We start from the raw sequence: 19089 nt of genomic DNA, 5'->3' as shown, positions 1-19089 counted from the left end.
GGTGGTTCCTTCGGTGGGTCAGCGCCCGAGCTTGGGCGAGAAGAAGTGGGAGACGAGGCGGGCGACGGCGTTGAGCAGGGCGACGATGAGCACGAGGGTCAGCGCGCCGGCCCACGCGCGGGCGATGTAGGGGTCGGGGTCGATGCCCGGGATCGTGTACTGCGTGTACACGAACACCGGCAGCGACATCATCCGCTCCGAGAACGGGTTGTAGTTCATGGATGCCGTGAAGCCGGCCACGATGAGCAGCGGCGCGGTCTCGCCGATGACGCGCGAGATGGAGAGCATGACGCCCGTCGTGATGCCGGCGATCGAGGTGGGCAGCACGACCTTCGCGATGGTGCGCCACTTCGGCACGCCGAGCGCGTAGGAGGCCTCGCGCAGCTCGTTCGGCACGAGGCGGATGATCTCCTCGCTCGAGCGCACGACGACCGGGATCATGAGGATCGACAGCGCCACCGACCCGGCGAAGCCGCTGCGCACCCCGTCGCCGAAGAACAGGGCGAAGAGCGCGTAGGTCGCGAGGCCCGCGACGATCGAGGGGATGCCGGTCATCACGTCCACGAGGAAGGTGATGCCGCGGGCGAGCTTGCCCGTGCCGTACTCGACGAGGTAGATCGCCGTCATGAGGCCGATCGGGATCGAGATGACGGCCGCGAGGCCCGTGATGATGAGCGTGCCGACGATGGCGTGCAGGGCGCCGCCGCCCTCGCCGACGACGTTGCGCATCGAGTTGCTGAGGAACCCGCCGTCGAGGAGCGTCGGCAGGCCGTCGACGACGACCGTGAGGGTGAGCCAGACGAGCGGGATGAGCGCGAGCACGAACGCGCCCGTGACGAGCGAGGTGACGAGCCGGTCGGCCGCCTGGCGCCCGCCCTCGACGAGCCGGGCGATCACCCAGTTCACGACGACGAACAGGATCACCCCGACGATCGTGCCGGCGATCCAGTTGAACTCCTCCTCGGCCGCCGCGGCCATGAGCCCGAACGCGGCGAGCGCGACCGCGAGCGAGCCCGCGAGGATCGGCCACGGCATCCAGCGCGGCAGCTTGCCGGCGGTGAACGCGTTGGCGACGAGGCGCGGCGCGGGGGCGGTTCCGGTCGTCATCAGTTGGCTCCCGAGAATTCCTTGCGGCGGGCGACCGCCCACCGGGCCGCGGAGTTCACCGCGAAGGTGATCACGAACAGGATGAGGCCGGTCGCGATGAGCACGTTGACGTAGCTCCCGTGCGCCTCGGGGTAGTTGAGGGCGATGTTGGCCGGGATGGTGGTGGGGTTCTGCGGACCGGTCAGCACGAAGCTGATGACGGTGGCGGGCGAGAGCACCATGGCGACGGCCATCGTCTCGCCGAGCGCGCGTCCGAGGCCCAGCATGACCGCCGAGACGATGCCGGGGCGCCCGAACGGCAGCACGGCGAGCTTGATCATCTCCCAGCGGGTGGCGCCGAGCGCGAGCGCCGCCTCCTCGTGGAGCTTCGGGGTCTGCAGGAAGATCTCGCGGCAGAGCGCGGTGATGATCGGCAGGATCATCACCGCGAGCACGATCGCGACGGTCAGGATGGTGCGGCCCGTGCCGGAGACCGGCGGGGCGAACAGCGGGAACCAGCCGAAGTTGTCGACGAGCCAGGCGTAGAAGGGCTGGATGGCGGGGGCCAGCACGCCGGCGCCCCACAGGCCGAAGACCACCGACGGCACGGCGGCGAGCAGGTCGACCGTGTAGCCGAGCCCCTGCGCGAGGCGACGGGGCGCGTAGTGGGAGATGAACAGCGAGATGCCGAGCGCGATCGGCACGGCGATCAGCAGGGCGAGCGCCGCCGCCCACACGGTGCCGAAGACGAGCGGGCCCACGTAGGCCCAGAAGCTGTCCGGCTCGCCCTTGATCTCGGACGGATCGATGAGGAAGGCGGGGATCGACTGCGCGATGAGGAAGATCGCGACACCCGCGAGGATGACGAGGATGAAGGCACCCGCGGCGAGCGCCGCGCCGGAGAAGAGGACGTCTCCGGGGCGCTTCCTGGCGGTGATCCGTCCCGTTGCGGCGGTCATGGGTCCTCGTCTGGTCGTGTCGGCTTCAGTGTGTCGGGCTGCGGTCCCCGGTGCAATGCCCGGGGACCGCAGCCCGACGGTGGTGCTGGATTACTTGATGGTCGCGACGACCGCGGCGACCTTGGCCGAGAGGTCGGACGACAGCGGCGCCGAACCGGCGGCATCCGCGGCGACCTGCTGGCCCTCCTCGCTCGTGATGTAGCCGATGTAGGCCTTCACGAACTCGCCCTTGGCCGGGTCGGCGTACTCCTGGCAGACGATGCTGTAGGAGACGAGCACGAGCGGGTAGTGGCTCGGGTCGGTCGTGGTGCGGTTGAGCTTGAACGCGAGGTCGTTGCCCTCGCGGCCCTCGACGAGCGGCGACTCGGCCACGACGGCGGCCGCGGCCTCCGGCGTGAAGGCGACGAACTCGTCGCCGACCTTGAGCTTGGCCGTTCCGAGGTCGCCCGCGGCGGAGGCGTCGGCGTAGCCGATGGTGCCCACACCGTTCTTGACCGCGTCGATGACGCCGCTCGTCTTGGCGGCACCCTCACCCGACTGGAAGGGGAAGGCGTCGGCCGGCTTCTGGTCCCAGATCTCCGGGACGACCTGGTTGAGGTAGTCCGAGAAGTTCTTGGTGGTGCCGGAGTCGTCCGAGCGGTGCACGGCGGTGATCGCGAGGTCGGGGAAGGTGGTGCCCTCGTTGATCGCGGCGATCGCCGGGTCGTTCCAGTTGGTGATCTCGCCCTTGAAGATCCTCGCGAGGGTGGTGGGGTCGAGGTTCAGCTCGTCCACGCCCTCGACGTTGAAGACCACCGCGATGGGGGAGATGTAGGTGGGCAGGTCGATCGCCTTCGTGTCGGCGGCGCACGCGGCGAAGGTGCCCGCGAGCTCGTCGTCGTTGAGGGCGGAGTCGGAGCCGGCCCAGTCGGAGCCGCCCGCGATGAAGGTCTCGCGGCCCGCACCGGAACCGGTCGGGTCGTAGTTGATCGTGACCTTCGGGTTGGCGATCTGGAAGGCGGCGATCCAGGCCTCCTGCGCCGCGCCCTGCGCGGAGGAGCCGGCGCCGTTGAAGGTGCCGGAGAGGGTGCTCTCGGGAGCCTCCGAGTCGTCGCCCGAGGGGGTCTCGTTGGCGGCGCAGGAGGTGAGGGCGAGGGCGCCCACGAGCGCGAGGGCGGCGATGCCACCGGTACGCGTGATCTTCACTGTGTTCCCTTCGGGAATGTCGGTCAGGTTCTGAGGCTCTTGGCGGCCTCGGGGCGACGCTACGAACCGACGGTGACCAGGTTCGGCGGGAACGGTGAACGGAAGGTGAACGGAAACGCAACAGGCGGTCGTCGCGGCGACCGGGCGCGACCGCGTCAGACGGTCGGTCCGTGCACCTCGACGGCGACGATCCCGGATGCCGGGTCGTCGACCGGCACGTGCAGCACGGCGTACTCGGCCGTGGCGAGCGCGGCCGCGCGCTGCAGCCGGGTGGCGCCCGATCCGCCCGTCTCGGCGGCGACCGCCGCGATGATCTGCGGCAGCACGGGTCCGTGGCTGCACAGCACGACCGACTCGCCCTTGCGGATGCGTTTGGCGACGAACTCGCGCACGGCCTGCCCGCCCGAGCGGTACGCGTCCTGGCTGATGACCGGGTCCTCGTCGACCGGCAGCCCCGTCACGCGCGCCGTGGGGGCGATCGTGCGCAGGCAGCGCTCGGCGGTCGAGCTGATGAGCTTCTTCGGCCGGAAGGCGGCGACGCCGTGGGCGACGCTGAGGGACTGGTCGGTGCCGCGCTGCATGAGGGGGCGGGTCGAGTCGGGGCCGTCCCAGTCCTCGGCGGGCACGGCCTTGCCGTGCCGCAGCGCCACGATCGCGAAGGTGCGCGCGCGGCCCTGCGCGAACAGCTCGGCGAAGCGGTCGACGATGTCCATGTCGTGCGGGTAGCTGAGCACGCGGCGGGCCTTCTCGAGCCCCACCCAGTGCAGCTCCTCGATCTCGTCGTTGGAGGCGAAGGTCGAGTTGGCGATCGCGTCCGGGCTCACCTCGGCCGCCCAGTAGTACACCTGCTTGTCGCGGCCGCCGGGCAGCTGGTATTCGACGACCCCGAGCGGGGCGCCGAGCGCGATGATGAGCCCGGTCTCCTCGGCGATCTCGCGCACCGCGGTCTCGGGCAGCGTCTCGCCCGGGTCGAGCTTGCCCTTGGGCAGCGAGACGTCCTTGTGCTGCGTGCGGTGCACGAGCAGGATCTTCGGCTTGCCCTTCTTCGAGACGCGCCAGCACACCGCCCCCGCGGCGAGCACCGGCGGCTGACTCACCGTGCTCCCCGCCGACGACTCGACACCTGGCGCCAGCGCTCGTCCTGCGCGTCGCGCAGCGGCACGCCCGCGGCGTCCCGGTCGTGGCGCACCCACACGCCCTCCGGCTCGAGGTGCCACGACGAGGTCTCGTCGTCCATGCCGAGGTCGAGCAGCTGCTGGATCTCGGTGAGGTGCTCGGGCTTCACGAGCCGCACGAGCGCCTCGACGCGGCGGTCGAGGTTGCGGTGCATCATGTCGGCGCTGCCGATGTAGACCTGCGGGTCGCCGTCGTTGTGGAAGGAGAAGATGCGCGAGTGCTCGAGGTAGCGCCCGAGGATCGAGCGCACCCGGATGTTCTCGCTGAGCCCCGGCACGCCCGGCCGCAGCGAGCAGATGCCCCGCACGAGCACATCCACGGGCACGCCCGCCTGGCTGGCCCGGTAGAGCGCGTCGATGATGGCCTCGTCGACCATCGAGTTGACCTTGATGCGGATGCCGCTGGGCTTGCCCGCGCGCGCCGCCTCCGCCTCCGCGTCGATGCGCTTGAGCAGCCCCGCGCGCAGGTGCAGCGGCGCCACCAGCAGGCGCTTGAACTTCTTCTCGATCGCGTAGCCGGAGAGCTCGTTGAAGAGCCGGGTGAGGTCCTTGCCGACCGTGTCGTCGGCGGTCAGCAGCCCGAGGTCCTCGTAGAGGCGGCTCGTCTTCGGGTTGTAGTTGCCCGTGCCGATGTGGCTGTAGTGGGTGAGCGTGCCGCCCTCCTGGCGCACCACGAGCGCGAGCTTGCAGTGGGTCTTCAGCCCGACGAGGCCGTACACGACGTGCACGCCCGCCTTCTCGAGCTTGCGGGCCCACGAGATGTTGGCCTGCTCGTCGAAGCGCGCCTTGATCTCGACGAGCGCGAGCACCGCCTTGCCCGCCTCCGCCGCGTCGATGAGCGCCTCGACGATGGGGCTGTCGCCGCTCGTGCGGTAGAGGGTCTGCTTGATGGCGAGCACGTTCGGGTCGGCGGCCGCCTGCTCCAGGAAGGTCTGCACGCTCGTCGCGAACGACTCGTAGGGGTGGTGCAGCAGGATGTCGCCCTTGCTGATCGAGGCGAAGATGTCGGGCCGCTCGGTCGGCTCGGTCGGCTGCAGGTAGACGGAGGTCGTGGGCACCCGGCGCGGGTACTTGAGCTCCGGCCGGTCGAGTCGGGAGACCTCGAAGAGACCGCCGAGGTCGAGCGGCGCCGGCAGCCGGTACACCTCGCGGTCGGTGATCCGCAGCTCCTGCATGAGCAGGCCGAGCGTCACCTCGTCCATGTCGTCGGTGATCTCGAGGCGGATGGGCGAGCCGAAGCGGCGGCGGAGCAGCTCCTTCTCGAGCGCCTGCAGGAGGTTCTCGGTCTCGTCCTCCTCGATCACGACATCCTCGTTGCGGGTCACCCGGAACTCGTGGTGCTCGAGCACCTCCATGCCCGGGAACAGCTCGCCGAGGTGGTTGGCGATGAGGTCCTCGAGGGGGATGTAGCGCAGCTGCGCCTGCGAGTTCGGCAGCTGCACGAAGCGCGGCAGGTTGGTGGGCACCTTGAGGCGGGCGAACTCGACCTTGTCGGTCTTCGGGTTGCGCACCCGGATGGAGAGGTTGAGCGAGAGGCCCGAGATGTAGGGGAAGGGGTGCGCCGGGTCGACCGCGAGCGGCATGAGCACGGGGAAGATCTGGTTCTGGAAGGTCTCGTGCAGCACCTCCCGGTCGGCCTCGTCGAGCGCGGCCCACGTCTCGACGCGGATGCCGGCCTCGTCGAGGGCGGGCTTGACGAGCTCGTTGAAGGCGCGCGCGTGGCGGGCCTGCAGCTCGTGGGCGCGCTCGGAGATGTCGCTCAGCACGTCCAGCGGGGCGCGGCCCACGTTGGTGGGCACGGCGAGGCCCGTGTCGATGCGGCGCTTGAGACCGGCGACCCGCACCATGAAGAACTCGTCGAGGTTGGAGGCGAAGATCGCGAGGAAGTTGGCGCGCTCGAGCAGCGGCAGGGCCGGATCCTCGGCGAGTTCGAGCACCCGCTGGTTGAAGGCGAGCCAGCTGATCTCGCGGTCGAGGAAGCGGTCGGGAGGCAGCGTCCCGTCGTCGACGGGCGCGGGATCCGCGTCGTAGTCGTCGAGCAGGTCGGCCGCGAGTGTCGCGTCGCCGAGCGGGCTGTTGGTCTCCATCGCCCCATCCTGCCAGGTGCCGGGTTAACGCATCCCTACCGGCAGGAAAACCCGGACTCAGACGCCCGAGCCCACCGGGGTCTGCTCGTCCTCGTAGACGTTGAAGCGGTAGCCGACGTTGCGCACCGTGCCGATGAGGCTCTCGAGGTCGCCGAGCTTGGCGCGCAGGCGCCGCACGTGCACGTCGACGGTGCGGGTGCCGCCGAAGTAGTCGTAGCCCCACACCTCGCTGAGCAGCTGCTCGCGGGTGAACACGCGGCTCGGGTGGGTGGCGAGGAAGCGCAGCAGCTCGAACTCCTTGAAGGTGAGGTCGAGCGGGCGGCCGTGCACCTTCGCCGAGTAGCTGGCCTCGTCGATGACGACGCCGGAGGCCTGGATCTTCGAGACCGAGTTCTCCTTGGCGAGCCGGTCGATCACGAGGCGGATGCGCGCATCCACCTCGGCGGGCCCCGCGGTGGAGAGGATGACCTCGTCGACGCCCCAGTCGGCCGACACCGCGGTGAGCCCGCCCTCGGTCAGCACGAGCACGAGCGGCACCGCGAGACCGGTGGTGCGGAGGATCTTGCACAGCGACTTCGCGCTCGCCAGATCCTGGCGCGCATCCACGAAGACGAGGTCGGAGGTGGGGGCGTTGACGAGCGACGCCGGCTCGGCCGGGATCGCACGGACACGGTGGCTGAGCAGGTTCAGCGCCGGCAGCACGTCCGTGTCGGCTGCAGAGCTCAGAATCAGGAGCTGCGCCACTCGGGTCCTTTCCGGGCGAATCCGGGTCTTCGTCGCCTTACGCGACAGTGTACGCAGCCGTAGCATGAGGCGGTGACCTCCTCGTTGCCCAGCGTCATCCCGGTGTGGGTCGTCGCCCTCGTCGGTGCCGTGTTCGTCGGCATGCTGCCCTGGGCGTCGGCGATCACCTGGATACCGGTCGTGATGGCCGTCTCCCTGCTGCTGACCTTCGCGATCCAGATGCTGCTGGCCCGCAAGGAGGGCCTCGTCGAGCGGCTCGTGGCGAGCCTCGCGGGCGCCTTCGTCATCCTCGTCGTCGCGACGGGCGTGTTCACGGTGCGCGCGCTGCTCACGACGGAGGGGCCGATCGAGGTGCCCTGCGGGTGCCTGGAGGTCGGCGACGGCGCGTGACGGCGGCTAGAGTGAGGGCATGATGCTGGCGCTCGAGCTCTTCTTCATCGGCCTGCTCGGCCTCGCGACGCTCTCCATCGGCGCCGTCTCGGTGGTCGTGCTCTACAACCTCTTCCGCGGCCAGCGCTGAGGCCGTGTTCGAGCTCGACGTCGACCTGCCGGCGGAACTCGTCCCGCTCTCCTGGCTGATCGGCGTCTGGGAGGGCTCCGGCGTCGTCGCCTACCGGGTGGGCGACGAGGTGCGCGAGCACGAGTTCGGTCAGCGGGTGGCGTTCAGCCACGACGGCACCCCGCACCTGCAGTACAGCTGCTCGACGTGGCTGCTGCCGGACGCCGCATCCCTCGCCGACGACGAGCCGGCGCCCGACCCGCGTCCGCTGTTCTCCGAGATCGGCTACTGGCGTCTCGCCCGGCCGCTCGGCGACGCGGATGACGGCCCAGCCATGCTGCCGGGCTCCGGGGCGCCCGTGTTCCGCACCGCCGAGGCCGTCGAGACGCTGCGCAACGGGCGCGGCGCCTTCGACATCGAGGTGCTGCTCGTGCAGCCGGGCGGCGTGAGCGAGCTGTACCTCGGCGAGATCAAGGGGCCGCGCATCGACCTCGCGACGGATGCCGTGCTCCGCTCGCCGACCGCGAAGGAGTACGCCGCGGCGACCCGCCTGTACGGCCTCGTCGAGGACCACCTGCTGTGGGCGTGGGACATCGCCGCGCTCGGCCAGGACCTGCGCACCCACGCATCCGGGCGGTTGGCGCGTGTCGAGTAAGCCGCCCGCCGAGCACTACGGCGACCCGTTCGGCGAGCAGCGCGCGCTCGCCGCGGGCCGCGCGATCGTCGACCTCTCCGACCGTGACGTCGTCACCGTGACGGGCCCCGACCGGCTCAGCTGGCTCGACTCGCTCACCTCGCAGGCCCTCGCGCAGCTCGCGCCCGGCGCATCCGCCGAGACGCTGCTGCTCGACCCGAGCGGCCGCATCGAGTACGCGGCGCGCGTGCTCGACGACGGCGAGACGACCTGGCTGCTCATGGACGCCGACACGGGCGCCGGCTTCGCCGCCTTCCTCGAGCGGATGCGGTTCATGCTGCGCGTCGAGGTCGCCGACCGCTCGGCCGAGTACGCCACGATCGGCACGCTCGGCGAGGCGCCCGCCGCGACGGCCGCGCCGAACGGCGTGCCGCTCGTCTGGGTCGACCCGTGGAGCGCCGTGCAGGCGGGCGGGTACCAGTACGCCGCCGGCGAGCACCCCGCCGCGGGGTGGAGCTACCGCGAGGCGCTCGTCGCCCGCGATCGCCTGGGCGAGCTCGCCGGGCTGCCCGCCGCAGGCACCCTCGCGCTCGAGGCGCTGCGCATCGCCGCCTGGCGCCCGCGCGCCGGCACCGAGCTCGACGAGCGCGCCATCCCGCACGAGTTCGACTGGCTGCGCAGCGCCGTGCACCTCGCGAAGGGCTGCTACCGCGGGCAGGAGACCGTCGCCAAGGTGCACAACCTCGGCCACCCGCCGCGTCGCCTCGTGCTGCTGCACCTCGACGGCAGCGACAACGTGCTGCCGGCGCCCGGCGCCGAGGTGCGGCTCGGCCGCCCGGACGCCGCGGGCGACGTCGTCGGGCGGGTCACGGCATCCGCGATCCACCACGAACTCGGCCCGGTCGCGCTCGCCCTCGTGAAGCGCTCGGCCGACCCCGCATCCGAGCTGACCGTCGACGCCGACGGCGTGCTCGTGCCCGCCGCGCAGGAGGTCATCGTGCCCCCGGGGGCGGGATCCGTGGCGGAGGTGCCGCGCCTGCCGCGGCTCGGCGCTGTGCGGCGCTGAGCGTGACCGACGGGCGTGCCGACGGCGTGAGCGCCGAGCTGCGCCGACTCGAGCGGCGCGTGCGGCGGCAGGTCGACGCGCGGATGGCGGGACGGCGCGTGTGGGAGTCGCTGCCGGCGATCACGCAGATCCTGGTGGCGGTGGCCGCCGCCTACGCGATCGCGCACTGGGGGTTCGGGCACGCGGTGCCGCTGCTCGCGGTGACCGTCACGATCAACTCGCTCGGGTTCACGCGCGACGCCCGGCCGGTGCGGGTGGCCGAGACGGTGCTCGGCATCCTGCTCGGCATCGCCCTCGGCGACGCGCTCGCCCTGCTCGTCGGTCGGGGGCTGTGGCAGCTCGTGGTCGTGCTCGCCGTGGTGTTCGTCGTGGGGCGCGCGGTGTCGGCGAACCCGGCGTTCGCGGTGGCCGCGGCCGTGCCCTCGGCGCTCGTCGTGCTCCTGCCGGAGCCCGACGGCGGCCCGTTCACGCGCTCGCTCGACGGGCTGATCGGCGGCGCGGTGGCGCTGCTCGCGACGGCGCTCGTGCCGCGCGACCCGCGGCGCGCGGCGGCGCGCGACGGGCGTGCGCTGTTCTCGGTGCTCGAGGAGTCGCTCGCCGGCGTCGTCGACGCGCTCGCGGATGCCGACCCCGCGGCCGCCGAGCTGGCCCTCTCGCGGCTGCGGCGCACGCAGCCGCTCGTCGACGCCTGGGCGACCTCGCTCGACTCGGCGATCTCGGTCGCGCGGATCTCCCCGTGGGTGCACCGGCAGCTGCCCGAGCTGCGCCGCGACGCGCGGGTGGCGGCGGCCGCCGACCTCACGGCGCGGCACCTGCGCACGATCGCGCGGCGCTCCGAGTTCCTCGTGCGCGACGGGCGGTCGCGACCCGAGCTCGCGAGCGTGGTGTCGCAACTCGCGACCGCCGTGCGTCTGCTCGGGCTGGAGCTCGACGACGCGGAACTCGCGGGCTCGGCCCGCACCGAGCTCACGCACCTCGCCGCGCGGCTGGACCCCGCATCCCTCATCCCGGGTGCGGGCGCCTCCGACGTCACGGTGCTCCTCCTCCTGCGCCCCCTCGCCGTCGACCTGCTCGTCGCCACCGCCCTCACCCCGGGCGAGGCCCGGTCCCTCCTCCCGCCCGTCGACTGACGGCATCCGCGGCGTCGATTTCGGTCGGGCGGATGGGGTGTGGGACGACCGAAAGTGACGCCTCAGGGGAGGGGTGCGACGGCGGCCCAGGGGAGCGAGAGCTCGCCGAGGCGCCAGCGGCCGCGGCCGCCGAGCGGCGGGCGGTCGAGGACGGGATGGCCCGCGTCGCGCAGGGATGCGACGGTCGCCTGCCAGCGCTGCACCGGACCGTAGACGCCGAGCGGGGCGTTCGCCGCCCAGGCGCGGTCGAGCTCGACGAGCAGGCCGTGGATGCGCTCGCCCGGCACGTTGCGGTGGATGAGGGCCTTCGGCAGCCGCTCCGCGACGATCGACGGCGCCTCGAGCCCCGCGAGCCGCAGCGAGACCGTGAAGCTCTGCGGCCCGGATGCGTCGAGCGTCACCCAGCTCGCGACGCGCCCCAGCTCGTCGCAGGTGCCCTCGACGAGCGCGCCGCCGGGGGCGAGCCGCGCCGTCATGCGCGCCCAGGCATCCGCGACCTCCGCCTCCTCGTACTGCCGCAGCACGTTGAAGGCGCGGATGATCGCGGGGCGGCGTCCGTCGTCCGTCGGCACCTCGAAGCCGCCGAGCCGGAAGCTCACCCCGGGCCGCGCGGCGGCGGACGCCAGCCGTACGCGCTCGGGGTCGATCTCGATGCCCAGCACCTCGACGTCCGCCCGCACCCGGGCGAGCCGCTCGTGCAGCTCGTTGCTCGTCGTCGCGGAGGCGCCGTAGCCGAGGTCGACGACGAGCGGGTCGGATGCCGCCCGCAGCGCCGGCAGCGCCGCGATCCAGCGGTCGACGCGCCGCAGCCGGTTCACCCCGGTGGTGCCGCGCGTGATCCGCCCCTGCGGTCTGCCCAACCTCGCCATCCTGTGTCAAACGCTATAGCGCCTCGCCGCGCGCGCCAGGAATACCTGCCGCGTCACACCCAGCGCTACAGCGTTTGACCAACATGTGCGCTCGGTAGGGTGGGGGCATGACCTCCACGCTCATCCTGCTGCGCCACGGCAACTCCGACTGGAACCAGAAGAACCTCTTCACCGGATGGGTGGATGTGCGCCTCTCCGAGCAGGGCGTCGCCGAGGCGAAGCGCGCGGGCGAGCTGCTCGCCGAGTCGGGCCTGAAGCCCGGCATCCTCTACACGAGCGTGCTGACCCGCGCCATCCAGACCGCCAACCTCGCCCTCGAGGTGGCCGACCGCCTGTGGATCCCGGTCAAGCGCAGCTGGCGCCTCAACGAGCGCCACTACGGCGCCCTGCAGGGCCTCGACAAGGCCGAGACCCTCGAGAAGTACGGCCCCGAGCAGTTCCAGACCTGGCGTCGCAGCTTCGACACCCCGCCGCCGCCGCTCGCCGACGACGCCGAGTACAGCCAGGTGGGCGACGAGCGCTACGCCGACCTCGCCGACGCCGAGCTCCCCCGCACCGAGAGCCTCAAGCTCGTGATCGACCGGATGCTGCCCTACTGGTTCTCCGACATCACGCAGGACCTCGCCGCCGGCACGACGGTGCTCGTCACGGCGCACGGCAACTCGCTGCGCGCCCTCGTCAAGCACCTCGACGGCATCGGCGACGACGAGATCGCCGAGCTCAACATCCCCACCGGCATCCCGCTCGTCTACGAGCTCGACGACGACTTCCGCCCCACCGGCCCCGGCCGCTACCTCGACCCGGAGGCCGCCGCCGCCGGCGCCGCCGCGGTCGCCGCGCAGGGCAAGAAGTAGGGCCGGGCGGATGGTGCTCGTCGCCTTCTCGGTCGCCCCGTCCGGCACCGGCAACGCGGACGGCTCGGTGCACGACGCCGTCGCGGCGGCGGTGCAGATCGTGCGGGAGTCGGGCCTGCCGAACCGCACCACCTCGATGTTCACCGAGCTCGAGGGGGAGTGGGACGAGGTCTTCGACGTCGTCAAGCGCGCCACGGATGCCGTGGCCGCCTTCGGTTCGCGCGTCTCGCTCGTGCTGAAGGCCGACATCCGCCCCGGCTACGCGGGCGAGCTCGACGGCAAGGTCGAGCGGCTGGAGCGCGCGATCGACGAGCTGGGCTCCTAGCGCTCGGGACCCCGCCGTGCGTGCGCACGTGTCTGCGCGTATACTTCCAAACTGGAAGTAGGTGAGGCATGGCCCGCAAGCTCGACCGCGACGACGCGACGCAGCATCCGCAGCGCCTCGACCTGCCCTACCGCGACGACGTCACCGCCTCGCTCGTGCGCGTGCTCGCTCAGTGGAGCTCCGGCGACTACCAGCGCGAGATCGCGCGCGGCGCCGGCATCCCCGACGACGAGCGCGCCATCCGCCTGATCTACGCGCTCGCGGCGCGCGGACCCCAGCGTCCCTCGGCGCTGGCCGGGCTGCTCGACACCTCGCCGGCCGCCACGAGCCGCCTGCTCGAGAGCCTCGCCGCCGCGGGGCTCGCCCACCGGACCCCGGATCCGCTCGACGCACGCGCCACGCTCGTCGTGCTGACGGATGCCGGGCGCGCGTCGGCGCGGAACCTGTTCTCGGCCGGCGACGCGCTCATGCGCCGACTGCTCGCGGACTGGACGGAGGCCGACCGCGAGCGATTCGCCGCCCTGCTCCACCGCTTCGCCGACGCCGTCGAAGCCCGACCCGACACCCACGGAGGAACCCCATGAGCACCTACGCCGTCACCGGATCCGCATCCGGAATGGGCAAGGCGACCGCCGACAAGCTGCGCGCCGCCGGCCACACCGTCATCGGCGTCGACCTGAAGGACGCGGAGGTCGTCGCCGACCTCTCGACGGCCGAGGGCCGCGCCGCCGCCGCGAAGGCGGTCGTCGCGCGGGCCGACGGCCGGCTCGACGGCGCCGTGCTCGCCGCGGGCCTCGGGCCGCACCCCGGCCGCGAGCTGCTCATCGCCGAGGTCAACTACTTCGGCGTCGTCGAGCTGCTCGAGGCGTGGCGGCCGGCGCTCGCCGCCGCGGGCTCCTCGCGCGTCGTCGTGTTCTCGTCGAACTCCTCGACCACCGTGCCGGTCGTGCCGAAGCGGACGATCGCCGCCTTCCTCGCCGGGGACGCCAAGAAGGCGGTCGCCGCGACCCGGCTCTTCAAGGACAACGCCTCGGCGATGGTCTACGCGGGCTCGAAGATCGCCGTCACCCGGTGGCTCCGCCGCGCGGCCGTGCGCCCGGAGTGGGCCGGCGCCGGCATCCGCCTCAACGCGATCGCGCCCGGCGCCATCCTCACCCCGCTGCTGCAGGCGCAGCTCGACGACCCGCACCAGCGCGGGGCGATCGAGGCGTTCCCGATCCCGGTCGGGCACCTCGGCGACGCCGAGCAGCTCGCCGACTGGGTGGTGTTCCTGCTCGGGCCCGCCGCCGAGTTCATGGCGGGCAGCGTCGTGTTCGTCGACGGCGGCACGGATGCCTACTTCCGCAGCGAGGACTGGCCGCGCGCCGTGCCGTTCAGCGGCCTGCGCCGCTACCTGCGGCTGAACAAGGAGTTCGCGGCGCGCAAGGCCGCGGCCGCCGGGAGCTGAGACTCAGGTCCAGTCGCCGGTGGCGAGGTACTGCACCTTCTTGGCGATCGAGACGGCGTGGTCGGCGAAGCGCTCGTGGTAGCGGGATGCCAGGGTCGCGTCGACCGTGTCGGCGGTCTCGCCCTTCCACGTCTCGCCGAGCACCTTGTCGAACACCGCGAGGTGCAGCGCGTCGACCTTGTCGTCCTCGTTGCGGATGTGCTCGGCGATCGCCGGGTCCTCGGTGGCGAGCAGCTCGGTGAGCTTGCGCGCGATCTCGACGTCGAGGGCGCCCATCTCGCGAAAGGTGCCGCGCAGGCCCTTCGGCACGACCTTCTCGGGGAAGCGGTAGCGCGCGAGCTGCGCGATGTGCTCGGCCATGTCGCCCATCCGCTCGAGCGAGGCCGAGATCCGCAGCGCGCTCACCACGATGCGCAGGTCGCGCGCGACCGGCTGCTGCCGGGCCAGGATCGTGATCGCGAGCTCGTCGAGCTCGGCCGCGAGGGCGTCGATGCGGCGGTCGTCCTCGATCACCGTCTCGGCGAGCGAGACGTCCGACTCGTTGAAGGCGCGGGTGGCCTTCTCGATCGAGTCGCCGACGAGGGTGGAGATCTCCACGAGGCGCTCCTGCACCTCACGCAGCTCCTGCTGGAACACCTCGCGCATCGATTCCGATCCTTCCTCGCCGACCCCGGGTCGGCCTCGTCGCGGGCACAGGGCACCGGATGGCGCATCGGCCCGCATCGGACACGGTGTCGCGGGAAGGTGAACGGGCGGTGTCCTGGTCGTGAACATCCACCTAAGGGATGTCGAGACCTCGCGCACCCGCCGTTCACCCGTGCGGGCCCGCCCTAATCTAGTCGCATGGACGCGGCATGGCTCGTGCCCGCTGCCCTGGGCTTCGGGTTGGCGGTGGGGGTCGGTGGCACCGCCGCCGTCGTCGCCGCGCACGCGCGCGGCCAGCGTGCGGCCGCCGTGGTGACGCCCTCCGTGCCCGACGGGGTCGAGGAGGTCATCGACGCGCTCGAGTCGGCCGGCATCGTGCTCGACTCCTCCAACAGCGTCGTCACGTGCTCGACGGCGGCGGTGGCGCTCGGCCTCGTCTGGAACCACGCCCTCGCGCACCCCGAGCTCGTCGAGCTCGTCGACCGGGTGCGTCACGAGGGCACCGCGGCCAACGAGGAGCTCCAGCTGCCGCGTGGTCCCTACGGCGACGCCCAGGTGCACCTGCTCGTGCGCGCGGCGCCGCTCGGCGCGCGCTTCGTGCTGCTGCTCGCCGACGACCGCACCGAGGCGCACCGCCTCGAGGACGTGCGCCGCGACTTCGTCGCCAACATCTCCCACGAGCTGAAGACGCCGATCGGCGCGATCGGCCTGCTCGCCGAGGCCCTCGAGCTGGCCGCCGACGAACCGGATGAGGTGCGCCGTTTCGCCGATCGGCTCACGATCGAGGCCGAGCGGCTGCGCAGCCTCACCCACGAGATCATCGAGCTGAGCCGCCTGCAGGCGGCCGACGCGCTCGAGAACGCCGACCGCGTGAAGATCGACACGATCGTCGCCCAGGCGGTCGACGCGAACCGCGTCGCCGCCGAGTCGCACCGCATCACGATCGTCGCCCAGGCCGAGCCCGACGCGGTCGTCTGGGGAAACGAGTCGATGCTCGTGACCGCCGTGCACAACCTCATCGCCAACGCCATCCAGTACTCGCCCGACGGCACGCGCGTCGGCGTCGGCGTCAGCCGCCGCGACGGCGCGATCGAGATCGCCGTCGCGGATCAGGGGGTCGGCATCCCCGAGTCGGAGCGCGACCGCGTCTTCGAGCGCTTCTTCCGCGTCGACTCCGCCCGCAGCCGCCAGACCGGCGGCACCGGCCTCGGCCTCTCGATCGTCAAGCACGTGGTGCAGAACCACGGGGGCGACGTGCGGGTGTGGTCGCAGCAGGGGCGCGGCTCGACGTTCACCATCCGCCTGCCGGAGGCAGCACCTGCGCCGGCCGTCCCCAGCCGTGGAGCCCGTCCGTGACCCGAATCCTCATCGTCGAAGACGAGCCCTCGCTCTCGGAGCCGCTCGCGTTCCTGCTGCGGCGGGAGGGCTACGAGACGGTCATCGCCGGCGACGGCCGCGCGGCGCTCGCCGAGTTCGACCGCGCGGGCGCCGACCTCGTGCTGCTCGACCTCATGCTGCCGGGGCTGCCCGGCACCGAGGTGTGCCGTGAGCTGCGCAACCGCTCGAGCGTGCCGATCATCATGCTGACCGCGAAGGACTCCGAGGTCGACATCGTCGTCGGCCTCGAGCTCGGCGCCGACGACTACGTCACCAAGCCGTACTCGAGCCGAGAGCTGCTGGCCCGCATCCGCGCCGTGCTGCGCCGGCACGTGGAGGCGCCCGTCGAGGAGCTCGACGCGGTGCTCGAGGCGGGGCCGGTGCGGATGGACATCGAGCGTCACGCGGTCATGGTCGACGGCGCCGAGGTGTCCATGCCGCTCAAGGAATTCGAGCTGCTGGAGTTCCTGCTGCGCAACGCGGGACGCGTGCTCACGCGCGGTCAGCTCATCGACCGGATCTGGGGATCCGACTACTTCGGCGACACCAAGACGCTCGACGTGCACATCAAGCGCATCCGGGCCAAGATCGAGCCCGACCCCTCGCAGCCGCAGCTGCTCGTCACGGTGCGCGGCCTCGGCTACCGCTTCGAGAACTGAGCCGGGCTACGGGGCCGGCGTCGCGGTGGGCGTCGGCGTCGGAGTGGGCGTCGGGGTCGGGGTCGGCAGCGAGTCGCCGTACTCCGGGAACGCCGCGTCGAGCACGGGGATCTGCTCGCCGCGCTGGTCGTCGGCGACGTGGATGACGGTGTCGAGCAGGCCGCCCGGCGCCACCCCGAGGTTGTCGAGGTTGACGCGCTGCCCGTCGCCCCAGCCGAACGCGGTGCTCGCGTCGGCCTCCGCGACGAGCGCCACCTGGTTCCACTCGCCGTCGGTCTGCCACTGCACGAGGAACGGGATGTCGTCGTCGGTCGTGTTGACGGCGACCGCCACGAAGCTGCCGGTCTCGCCGTCGTCGGTGATGACGAGCACGTTGCGCAGCTTGAGGTCGCCGACCGTGAAGTTGATGCCGTCGCTCGGGTCGTAGGGCGTCGTCGTCGCGGGCGGGGTGACGAAGTTGCACCCTGCCAGGCCGAGGGCGAGCGCTCCGCTCAGGGCGATGGCGGCCACGGCACGTGCTCTCACGGAATCCTCCAGGCGATCAGACGACGAGCCCTCCCAGCGTACCCGCTCGGCGGAGCGGCCCGTGCCCGGCCGGGCCCGCATCCGGGGTGCCGTGTTAGAATGAGAGGTCTGCGGAAGGAACAACTCCATGCTCTTCGAGGTCGGCGAAACCGTCGTTTACCCCCATCACGGTGCGGCAACCATCATCGAGGTGAAGGACCGGGTCATCAAGGGTGAGACCAAGAAGTACCTGAAGCTCAACGTCACCCAGGGCGACCTCATCATCGAGGTGCCGGCGGAGAACGTCGACCTCGTCGGCGTGCGCGACGTGATCGGCAAGGAGGGCCTCGACAAGGTCTTCGAGGTGCTCCGCGCCCCCTTCACGGAGGAGCCCACCAACTGGAGTCGCCGCTACAAGGCCAACCTCGAGAAGCTCGCCTCGGGCGATGTCATCAAGGTCTCCGAGGTCGTGCGCGACCTGTGGCGCCGCGACCAGGACCGCGGCCTCTCGGCCGGTGAGAAGCGCATGCTCGCGAAGGCGCGCCAGATCCTCATCTCCGAGCTCGCGCTCGCCGAGAAGACCGACGAGGAGAAGGCGTCGACCGTCCTCGACGAGGTCCTCGCCTCCTAGCCCCCCCGTAGGCTCGTCGCATGACTCCGACCCCGGATGCCGTGCGCCTGGCCGTCGTCGTCGTCGCCGCGGGCGGCGGCACGCGTCTCGGGCGCGAGGAGCCGAAGGCGTTCGTGCAGCTGCACGGCGCGACGATCCTCGAGCACGCCCTGCGCGGGGTGTTCGCGTCGGTCGAACCGGCGCAGGTGATCGTCGTCGCGCCGGCCGCGCTGCTCGCGCGCGCCCGGGCGATCGGCGAGCATGTCGCGGGGGCGGCATCCGAGCACCTCACGGTCGTCGCGGGCGGCGAGACGCGCCAGCAGTCGGTCGTGGCGGGGCTCGCGGCGCTCGCCGAGGGCGTGCAGGCGGTGCTCGTGCACGACGCGGCACGCGCCCTCGCGCCGAGCGCGCTCATCGACCGGGTCGCCCACGCCGTGCTGCAGGGCGGCGAGGCGGGCGTCATCCCCGCGCTGCCCGTGATCGACACCGTCAAGCGGGTCGAGGGGGAGCGCGTGGTGGGTGCGGTCGACCGCAGCGACCTCGTGCACGTGCAGACGCCGCAGGGGTTCCCGCGTGCCGCGCTCGAGGCCGCCTACGCGGCGGCGACCGAGGACTTCACCGACGACGCCGCGCTCTTCGCCGCCGCGGGCGGTGCGGTCGTCACGGTGCCCGGCGAGCCGCGCGCCTTCAAGATCACGACCCCGTGGGATCTGAACCGCGCCGAGCAGCTGCTCGACGGCGGCTCGCGCATCCGCACCGGGGTCGGCGTCGACGTGCACCGCTACGACGAGGCGGTGCCGCTCTGGCTCGGCGGCGTGTACTTCCCCGACGAGCCGGGACTCGACGGGCACTCGGACGGCGACGCCGTCATCCACGCGATCTGCGACGCCCTGCTCTCGGCCGCCGGGCTCGGCGACCTCGGTTCGCGCTTCGGTTCGGCCGACCCGCGGTTCGCGGATGCCGCCAGCGGCATCTTCCTGCGCGAGACGCTCGCGCTCGTGGCCGGCGCGGGCTTCACGGTGGGCAACGTCGCGGTGCAGGTGGTCGCCAACCGGCCCCGGCTCGCCGCCCGCCGCATGGAGCTCGAGGCGCACCTCGGCGAGCTGGTCGGCGCCCCCGTGAGCGTCGCCGCCACGACCTCCGACGGTCTCGGCTTCACGGGCCGCGGCGAGGGCCTCCTCGCCGTCGCCACCGCCCTCCTCACCCGCTGATCCTGGTCAAACGCTGCAGCGTT

The 19089-nt window shown here is 72.1% G+C and carries 21 protein-coding genes; 12 read left to right on the top strand and 9 right to left on the bottom strand.

All coding sequences use genetic code 11. From position 1 onward, the window contains the following. Positions 1 to 18: 18 nt before the first annotated feature. From pstA to D7I47_RS03645, 6 genes are all read right to left on the bottom strand, one after another. Positions 19 to 1107: a phosphate ABC transporter permease PstA gene (gene pstA / locus D7I47_RS03670; protein WP_120761788.1), complete on the bottom strand. Its 1089-nt coding sequence runs from the start codon at positions 1105 to 1107 to the stop codon at positions 19 to 21. After that, the gene (gene pstC, locus D7I47_RS03665; protein ID WP_120761787.1) at positions 1107 to 2045 is read right to left on the bottom strand and encodes a phosphate ABC transporter permease subunit PstC; all 939 of its coding nucleotides are present in this window, start codon (positions 2043 to 2045) and stop codon (positions 1107 to 1109) included. Before pstC ends, pstA begins: the two co-directional genes overlap by 1 nt. 90 nt (positions 2046 to 2135) lie before the next feature. After that, positions 2136 to 3230 carry a phosphate ABC transporter substrate-binding protein PstS gene (gene pstS / locus D7I47_RS03660; protein WP_120761786.1) on the bottom strand — a complete coding sequence of 365 codons (1095 nt, stop codon included), beginning with the start codon at positions 3228 to 3230 and terminating at the stop codon, positions 2136 to 2138. Between the two features lie 155 nt (positions 3231 to 3385). Next, a complete protein-coding gene (locus tag D7I47_RS03655; RefSeq protein ID WP_120761785.1) occupies positions 3386 to 4327 on the bottom strand; it encodes an NUDIX hydrolase in 942 nt (313 codons plus the stop codon). Next, the gene (locus D7I47_RS03650) at positions 4324 to 6492 is read right to left on the bottom strand and encodes an RNA degradosome polyphosphate kinase (protein ID WP_120761784.1); all 2169 of its coding nucleotides are present in this window, start codon (positions 6490 to 6492) and stop codon (positions 4324 to 4326) included. Before D7I47_RS03650 ends, D7I47_RS03655 begins: the two co-directional genes overlap by 4 nt. A 57-nt stretch (positions 6493 to 6549) precedes the next feature. Beyond that, positions 6550 to 7236: a response regulator transcription factor gene (locus D7I47_RS03645; protein WP_193726455.1), complete on the bottom strand. Its 687-nt coding sequence runs from the start codon at positions 7234 to 7236 to the stop codon at positions 6550 to 6552. Between the two features lie 72 nt (positions 7237 to 7308). On the opposite strand from D7I47_RS03645, the gene D7I47_RS03640 reads away from it, so the two are divergent. The 4 genes from D7I47_RS03640 to D7I47_RS03625 all read left to right on the top strand — a co-directional run bounded on the left by D7I47_RS03640 (position 7309) and on the right by D7I47_RS03625 (position 10565). Beyond that, positions 7309 to 7626, top strand: a complete 318-nt coding sequence (locus D7I47_RS03640) for a hypothetical protein (RefSeq protein ID WP_120761782.1) — start codon at positions 7309 to 7311, stop codon at positions 7624 to 7626. Between the two features lie 134 nt (positions 7627 to 7760). Further along, entirely contained in the window at positions 7761 to 8390 is a 630-nt protein-coding gene (locus tag D7I47_RS03635; RefSeq protein WP_120761781.1) for a nitrobindin family protein, read from the top strand. Further along, the gene (gene ygfZ, locus D7I47_RS03630; RefSeq protein WP_120761780.1) at positions 8380 to 9435 is read left to right on the top strand and encodes a CAF17-like 4Fe-4S cluster assembly/insertion protein YgfZ; all 1056 of its coding nucleotides are present in this window, start codon (positions 8380 to 8382) and stop codon (positions 9433 to 9435) included. Before D7I47_RS03635 ends, ygfZ begins: the two co-directional genes overlap by 11 nt. A gap of 2 nt (positions 9436 to 9437) precedes the next feature. Then, positions 9438 to 10565: an FUSC family protein gene (locus D7I47_RS03625; protein WP_227000823.1), complete on the top strand. Its 1128-nt coding sequence runs from the start codon at positions 9438 to 9440 to the stop codon at positions 10563 to 10565. 62 nt (positions 10566 to 10627) lie between these two features. On the opposite strand, the gene D7I47_RS03620 is transcribed toward D7I47_RS03625, so the two are convergent. Beyond that, entirely contained in the window at positions 10628 to 11434 is an 807-nt protein-coding gene (locus D7I47_RS03620) for a class I SAM-dependent methyltransferase (protein ID WP_120761779.1), read from the bottom strand. A 107-nt stretch (positions 11435 to 11541) separates the two neighbouring features. On the opposite strand from D7I47_RS03620, the gene D7I47_RS03615 reads away from it, so the two are divergent. From D7I47_RS03615 to D7I47_RS03600, 4 genes are all read left to right on the top strand, one after another. After that, entirely contained in the window at positions 11542 to 12288 is a 747-nt protein-coding gene (locus D7I47_RS03615) for a phosphoglyceromutase (protein ID WP_120761778.1), read from the top strand. Positions 12289 to 12301: 13 nt separating this feature from the next. Beyond that, the gene (locus D7I47_RS03610) at positions 12302 to 12613 is read left to right on the top strand and encodes a thiamine-binding protein (RefSeq protein WP_120763791.1); all 312 of its coding nucleotides are present in this window, start codon (positions 12302 to 12304) and stop codon (positions 12611 to 12613) included. Positions 12614 to 12681: 68 nt separating this feature from the next. Beyond that, positions 12682 to 13197, top strand: a complete 516-nt coding sequence (locus tag D7I47_RS03605) for a MarR family winged helix-turn-helix transcriptional regulator (RefSeq protein ID WP_120761777.1) — start codon at positions 12682 to 12684, stop codon at positions 13195 to 13197. Then, on the top strand, positions 13194 to 14060 hold the full coding sequence (locus D7I47_RS03600; protein WP_120761776.1) for an SDR family oxidoreductase: 867 nt from the start codon (positions 13194 to 13196) through the stop codon (positions 14058 to 14060). Before D7I47_RS03605 ends, D7I47_RS03600 begins: the two co-directional genes overlap by 4 nt. Positions 14061 to 14063: 3 nt before the next feature. Here D7I47_RS03600 and phoU read toward each other — a convergent pair whose 3' ends face one another. Next, the gene (gene phoU / locus D7I47_RS03595) at positions 14064 to 14705 is read right to left on the bottom strand and encodes a phosphate signaling complex protein PhoU (RefSeq protein WP_120761775.1); all 642 of its coding nucleotides are present in this window, start codon (positions 14703 to 14705) and stop codon (positions 14064 to 14066) included. Between the two features lie 198 nt (positions 14706 to 14903). Between phoU and D7I47_RS03590 the strand changes: the two genes are divergently transcribed. Continuing rightward, entirely contained in the window at positions 14904 to 16061 is a 1158-nt protein-coding gene (locus D7I47_RS03590; RefSeq protein WP_120761774.1) for a sensor histidine kinase, read from the top strand. After that, complete coding sequence (locus tag D7I47_RS03585) at positions 16058 to 16741, top strand: response regulator transcription factor (RefSeq protein ID WP_120761773.1); 684 nt, start codon at positions 16058 to 16060, stop codon at positions 16739 to 16741. The genes D7I47_RS03590 and D7I47_RS03585 overlap by 4 nt, the downstream gene beginning before the upstream one ends. Before the next feature lie 6 nt (positions 16742 to 16747). Here the strand turns inward: D7I47_RS03585 and D7I47_RS14710 are convergent, their stop codons facing one another. Then, positions 16748 to 17266 (bottom strand): hypothetical protein, encoded by a 519-nt coding sequence (locus D7I47_RS14710; RefSeq protein ID WP_157981620.1) that lies wholly within the window; start codon positions 17264 to 17266, stop codon positions 16748 to 16750. Between the two features lie 127 nt (positions 17267 to 17393). On the opposite strand from D7I47_RS14710, the gene D7I47_RS03575 reads away from it, so the two are divergent. Continuing rightward, positions 17394 to 17876 carry a CarD family transcriptional regulator gene (locus D7I47_RS03575; RefSeq protein WP_120761771.1) on the top strand — a complete coding sequence of 161 codons (483 nt, stop codon included), beginning with the start codon at positions 17394 to 17396 and terminating at the stop codon, positions 17874 to 17876. A 20-nt stretch (positions 17877 to 17896) separates the two neighbouring features. Beyond that, a complete protein-coding gene (gene ispD, locus D7I47_RS03570) occupies positions 17897 to 19066 on the top strand; it encodes a 2-C-methyl-D-erythritol 4-phosphate cytidylyltransferase (protein ID WP_120761770.1) in 1170 nt (389 codons plus the stop codon). Positions 19067 to 19089 lie beyond the last annotated feature (23 nt).

This window comes from Protaetiibacter intestinalis (assembly GCF_003627075.1).
GTDB lineage: Bacteria > Actinomycetota > Actinomycetes > Actinomycetales > Microbacteriaceae > Homoserinibacter > Homoserinibacter intestinalis.
The sequence above is the reverse complement of the archived record's forward strand: the minus strand, read 5'-3'. Positions and strand labels throughout refer to the sequence as shown.

Excerpts from the sequence above, each read along its gene's own strand:
- phoU (WP_120761775.1), bottom strand. The coding sequence starts at position 14,705 with ATGCGCGAGGTGTTCCAGCAGGAGCTGCGTGAGGTGCAGGAGCGCCTC.
- D7I47_RS03575 (WP_120761771.1), top strand. The coding sequence starts at position 17,394 with ATGCTCTTCGAGGTCGGCGAAACCGTCGTTTACCCCCATCACGGTGCG.
- D7I47_RS03620 (WP_120761779.1), bottom strand. The coding sequence starts at position 11,434 with ATGGCGAGGTTGGGCAGACCGCAGGGGCGGATCACGCGCGGCACCACC.
- D7I47_RS03600 (WP_120761776.1), top strand. The coding sequence starts at position 13,194 with ATGAGCACCTACGCCGTCACCGGATCCGCATCCGGAATGGGCAAGGCG.
- D7I47_RS03605 (WP_120761777.1), top strand. The coding sequence starts at position 12,682 with ATGGCCCGCAAGCTCGACCGCGACGACGCGACGCAGCATCCGCAGCGC.
- ispD (WP_120761770.1), top strand. The coding sequence starts at position 17,897 with ATGACTCCGACCCCGGATGCCGTGCGCCTGGCCGTCGTCGTCGTCGCC.
- pstA (WP_120761788.1), bottom strand. The coding sequence starts at position 1,107 with ATGACGACCGGAACCGCCCCCGCGCCGCGCCTCGTCGCCAACGCGTTC.
- D7I47_RS03650 (WP_120761784.1), bottom strand. The coding sequence starts at position 6,492 with ATGGAGACCAACAGCCCGCTCGGCGACGCGACACTCGCGGCCGACCTG.
- pstC (WP_120761787.1), bottom strand. The coding sequence starts at position 2,045 with ATGACCGCCGCAACGGGACGGATCACCGCCAGGAAGCGCCCCGGAGAC.
- D7I47_RS03615 (WP_120761778.1), top strand. The coding sequence starts at position 11,542 with ATGACCTCCACGCTCATCCTGCTGCGCCACGGCAACTCCGACTGGAAC.
- D7I47_RS03590 (WP_120761774.1), top strand. The coding sequence starts at position 14,904 with ATGGACGCGGCATGGCTCGTGCCCGCTGCCCTGGGCTTCGGGTTGGCG.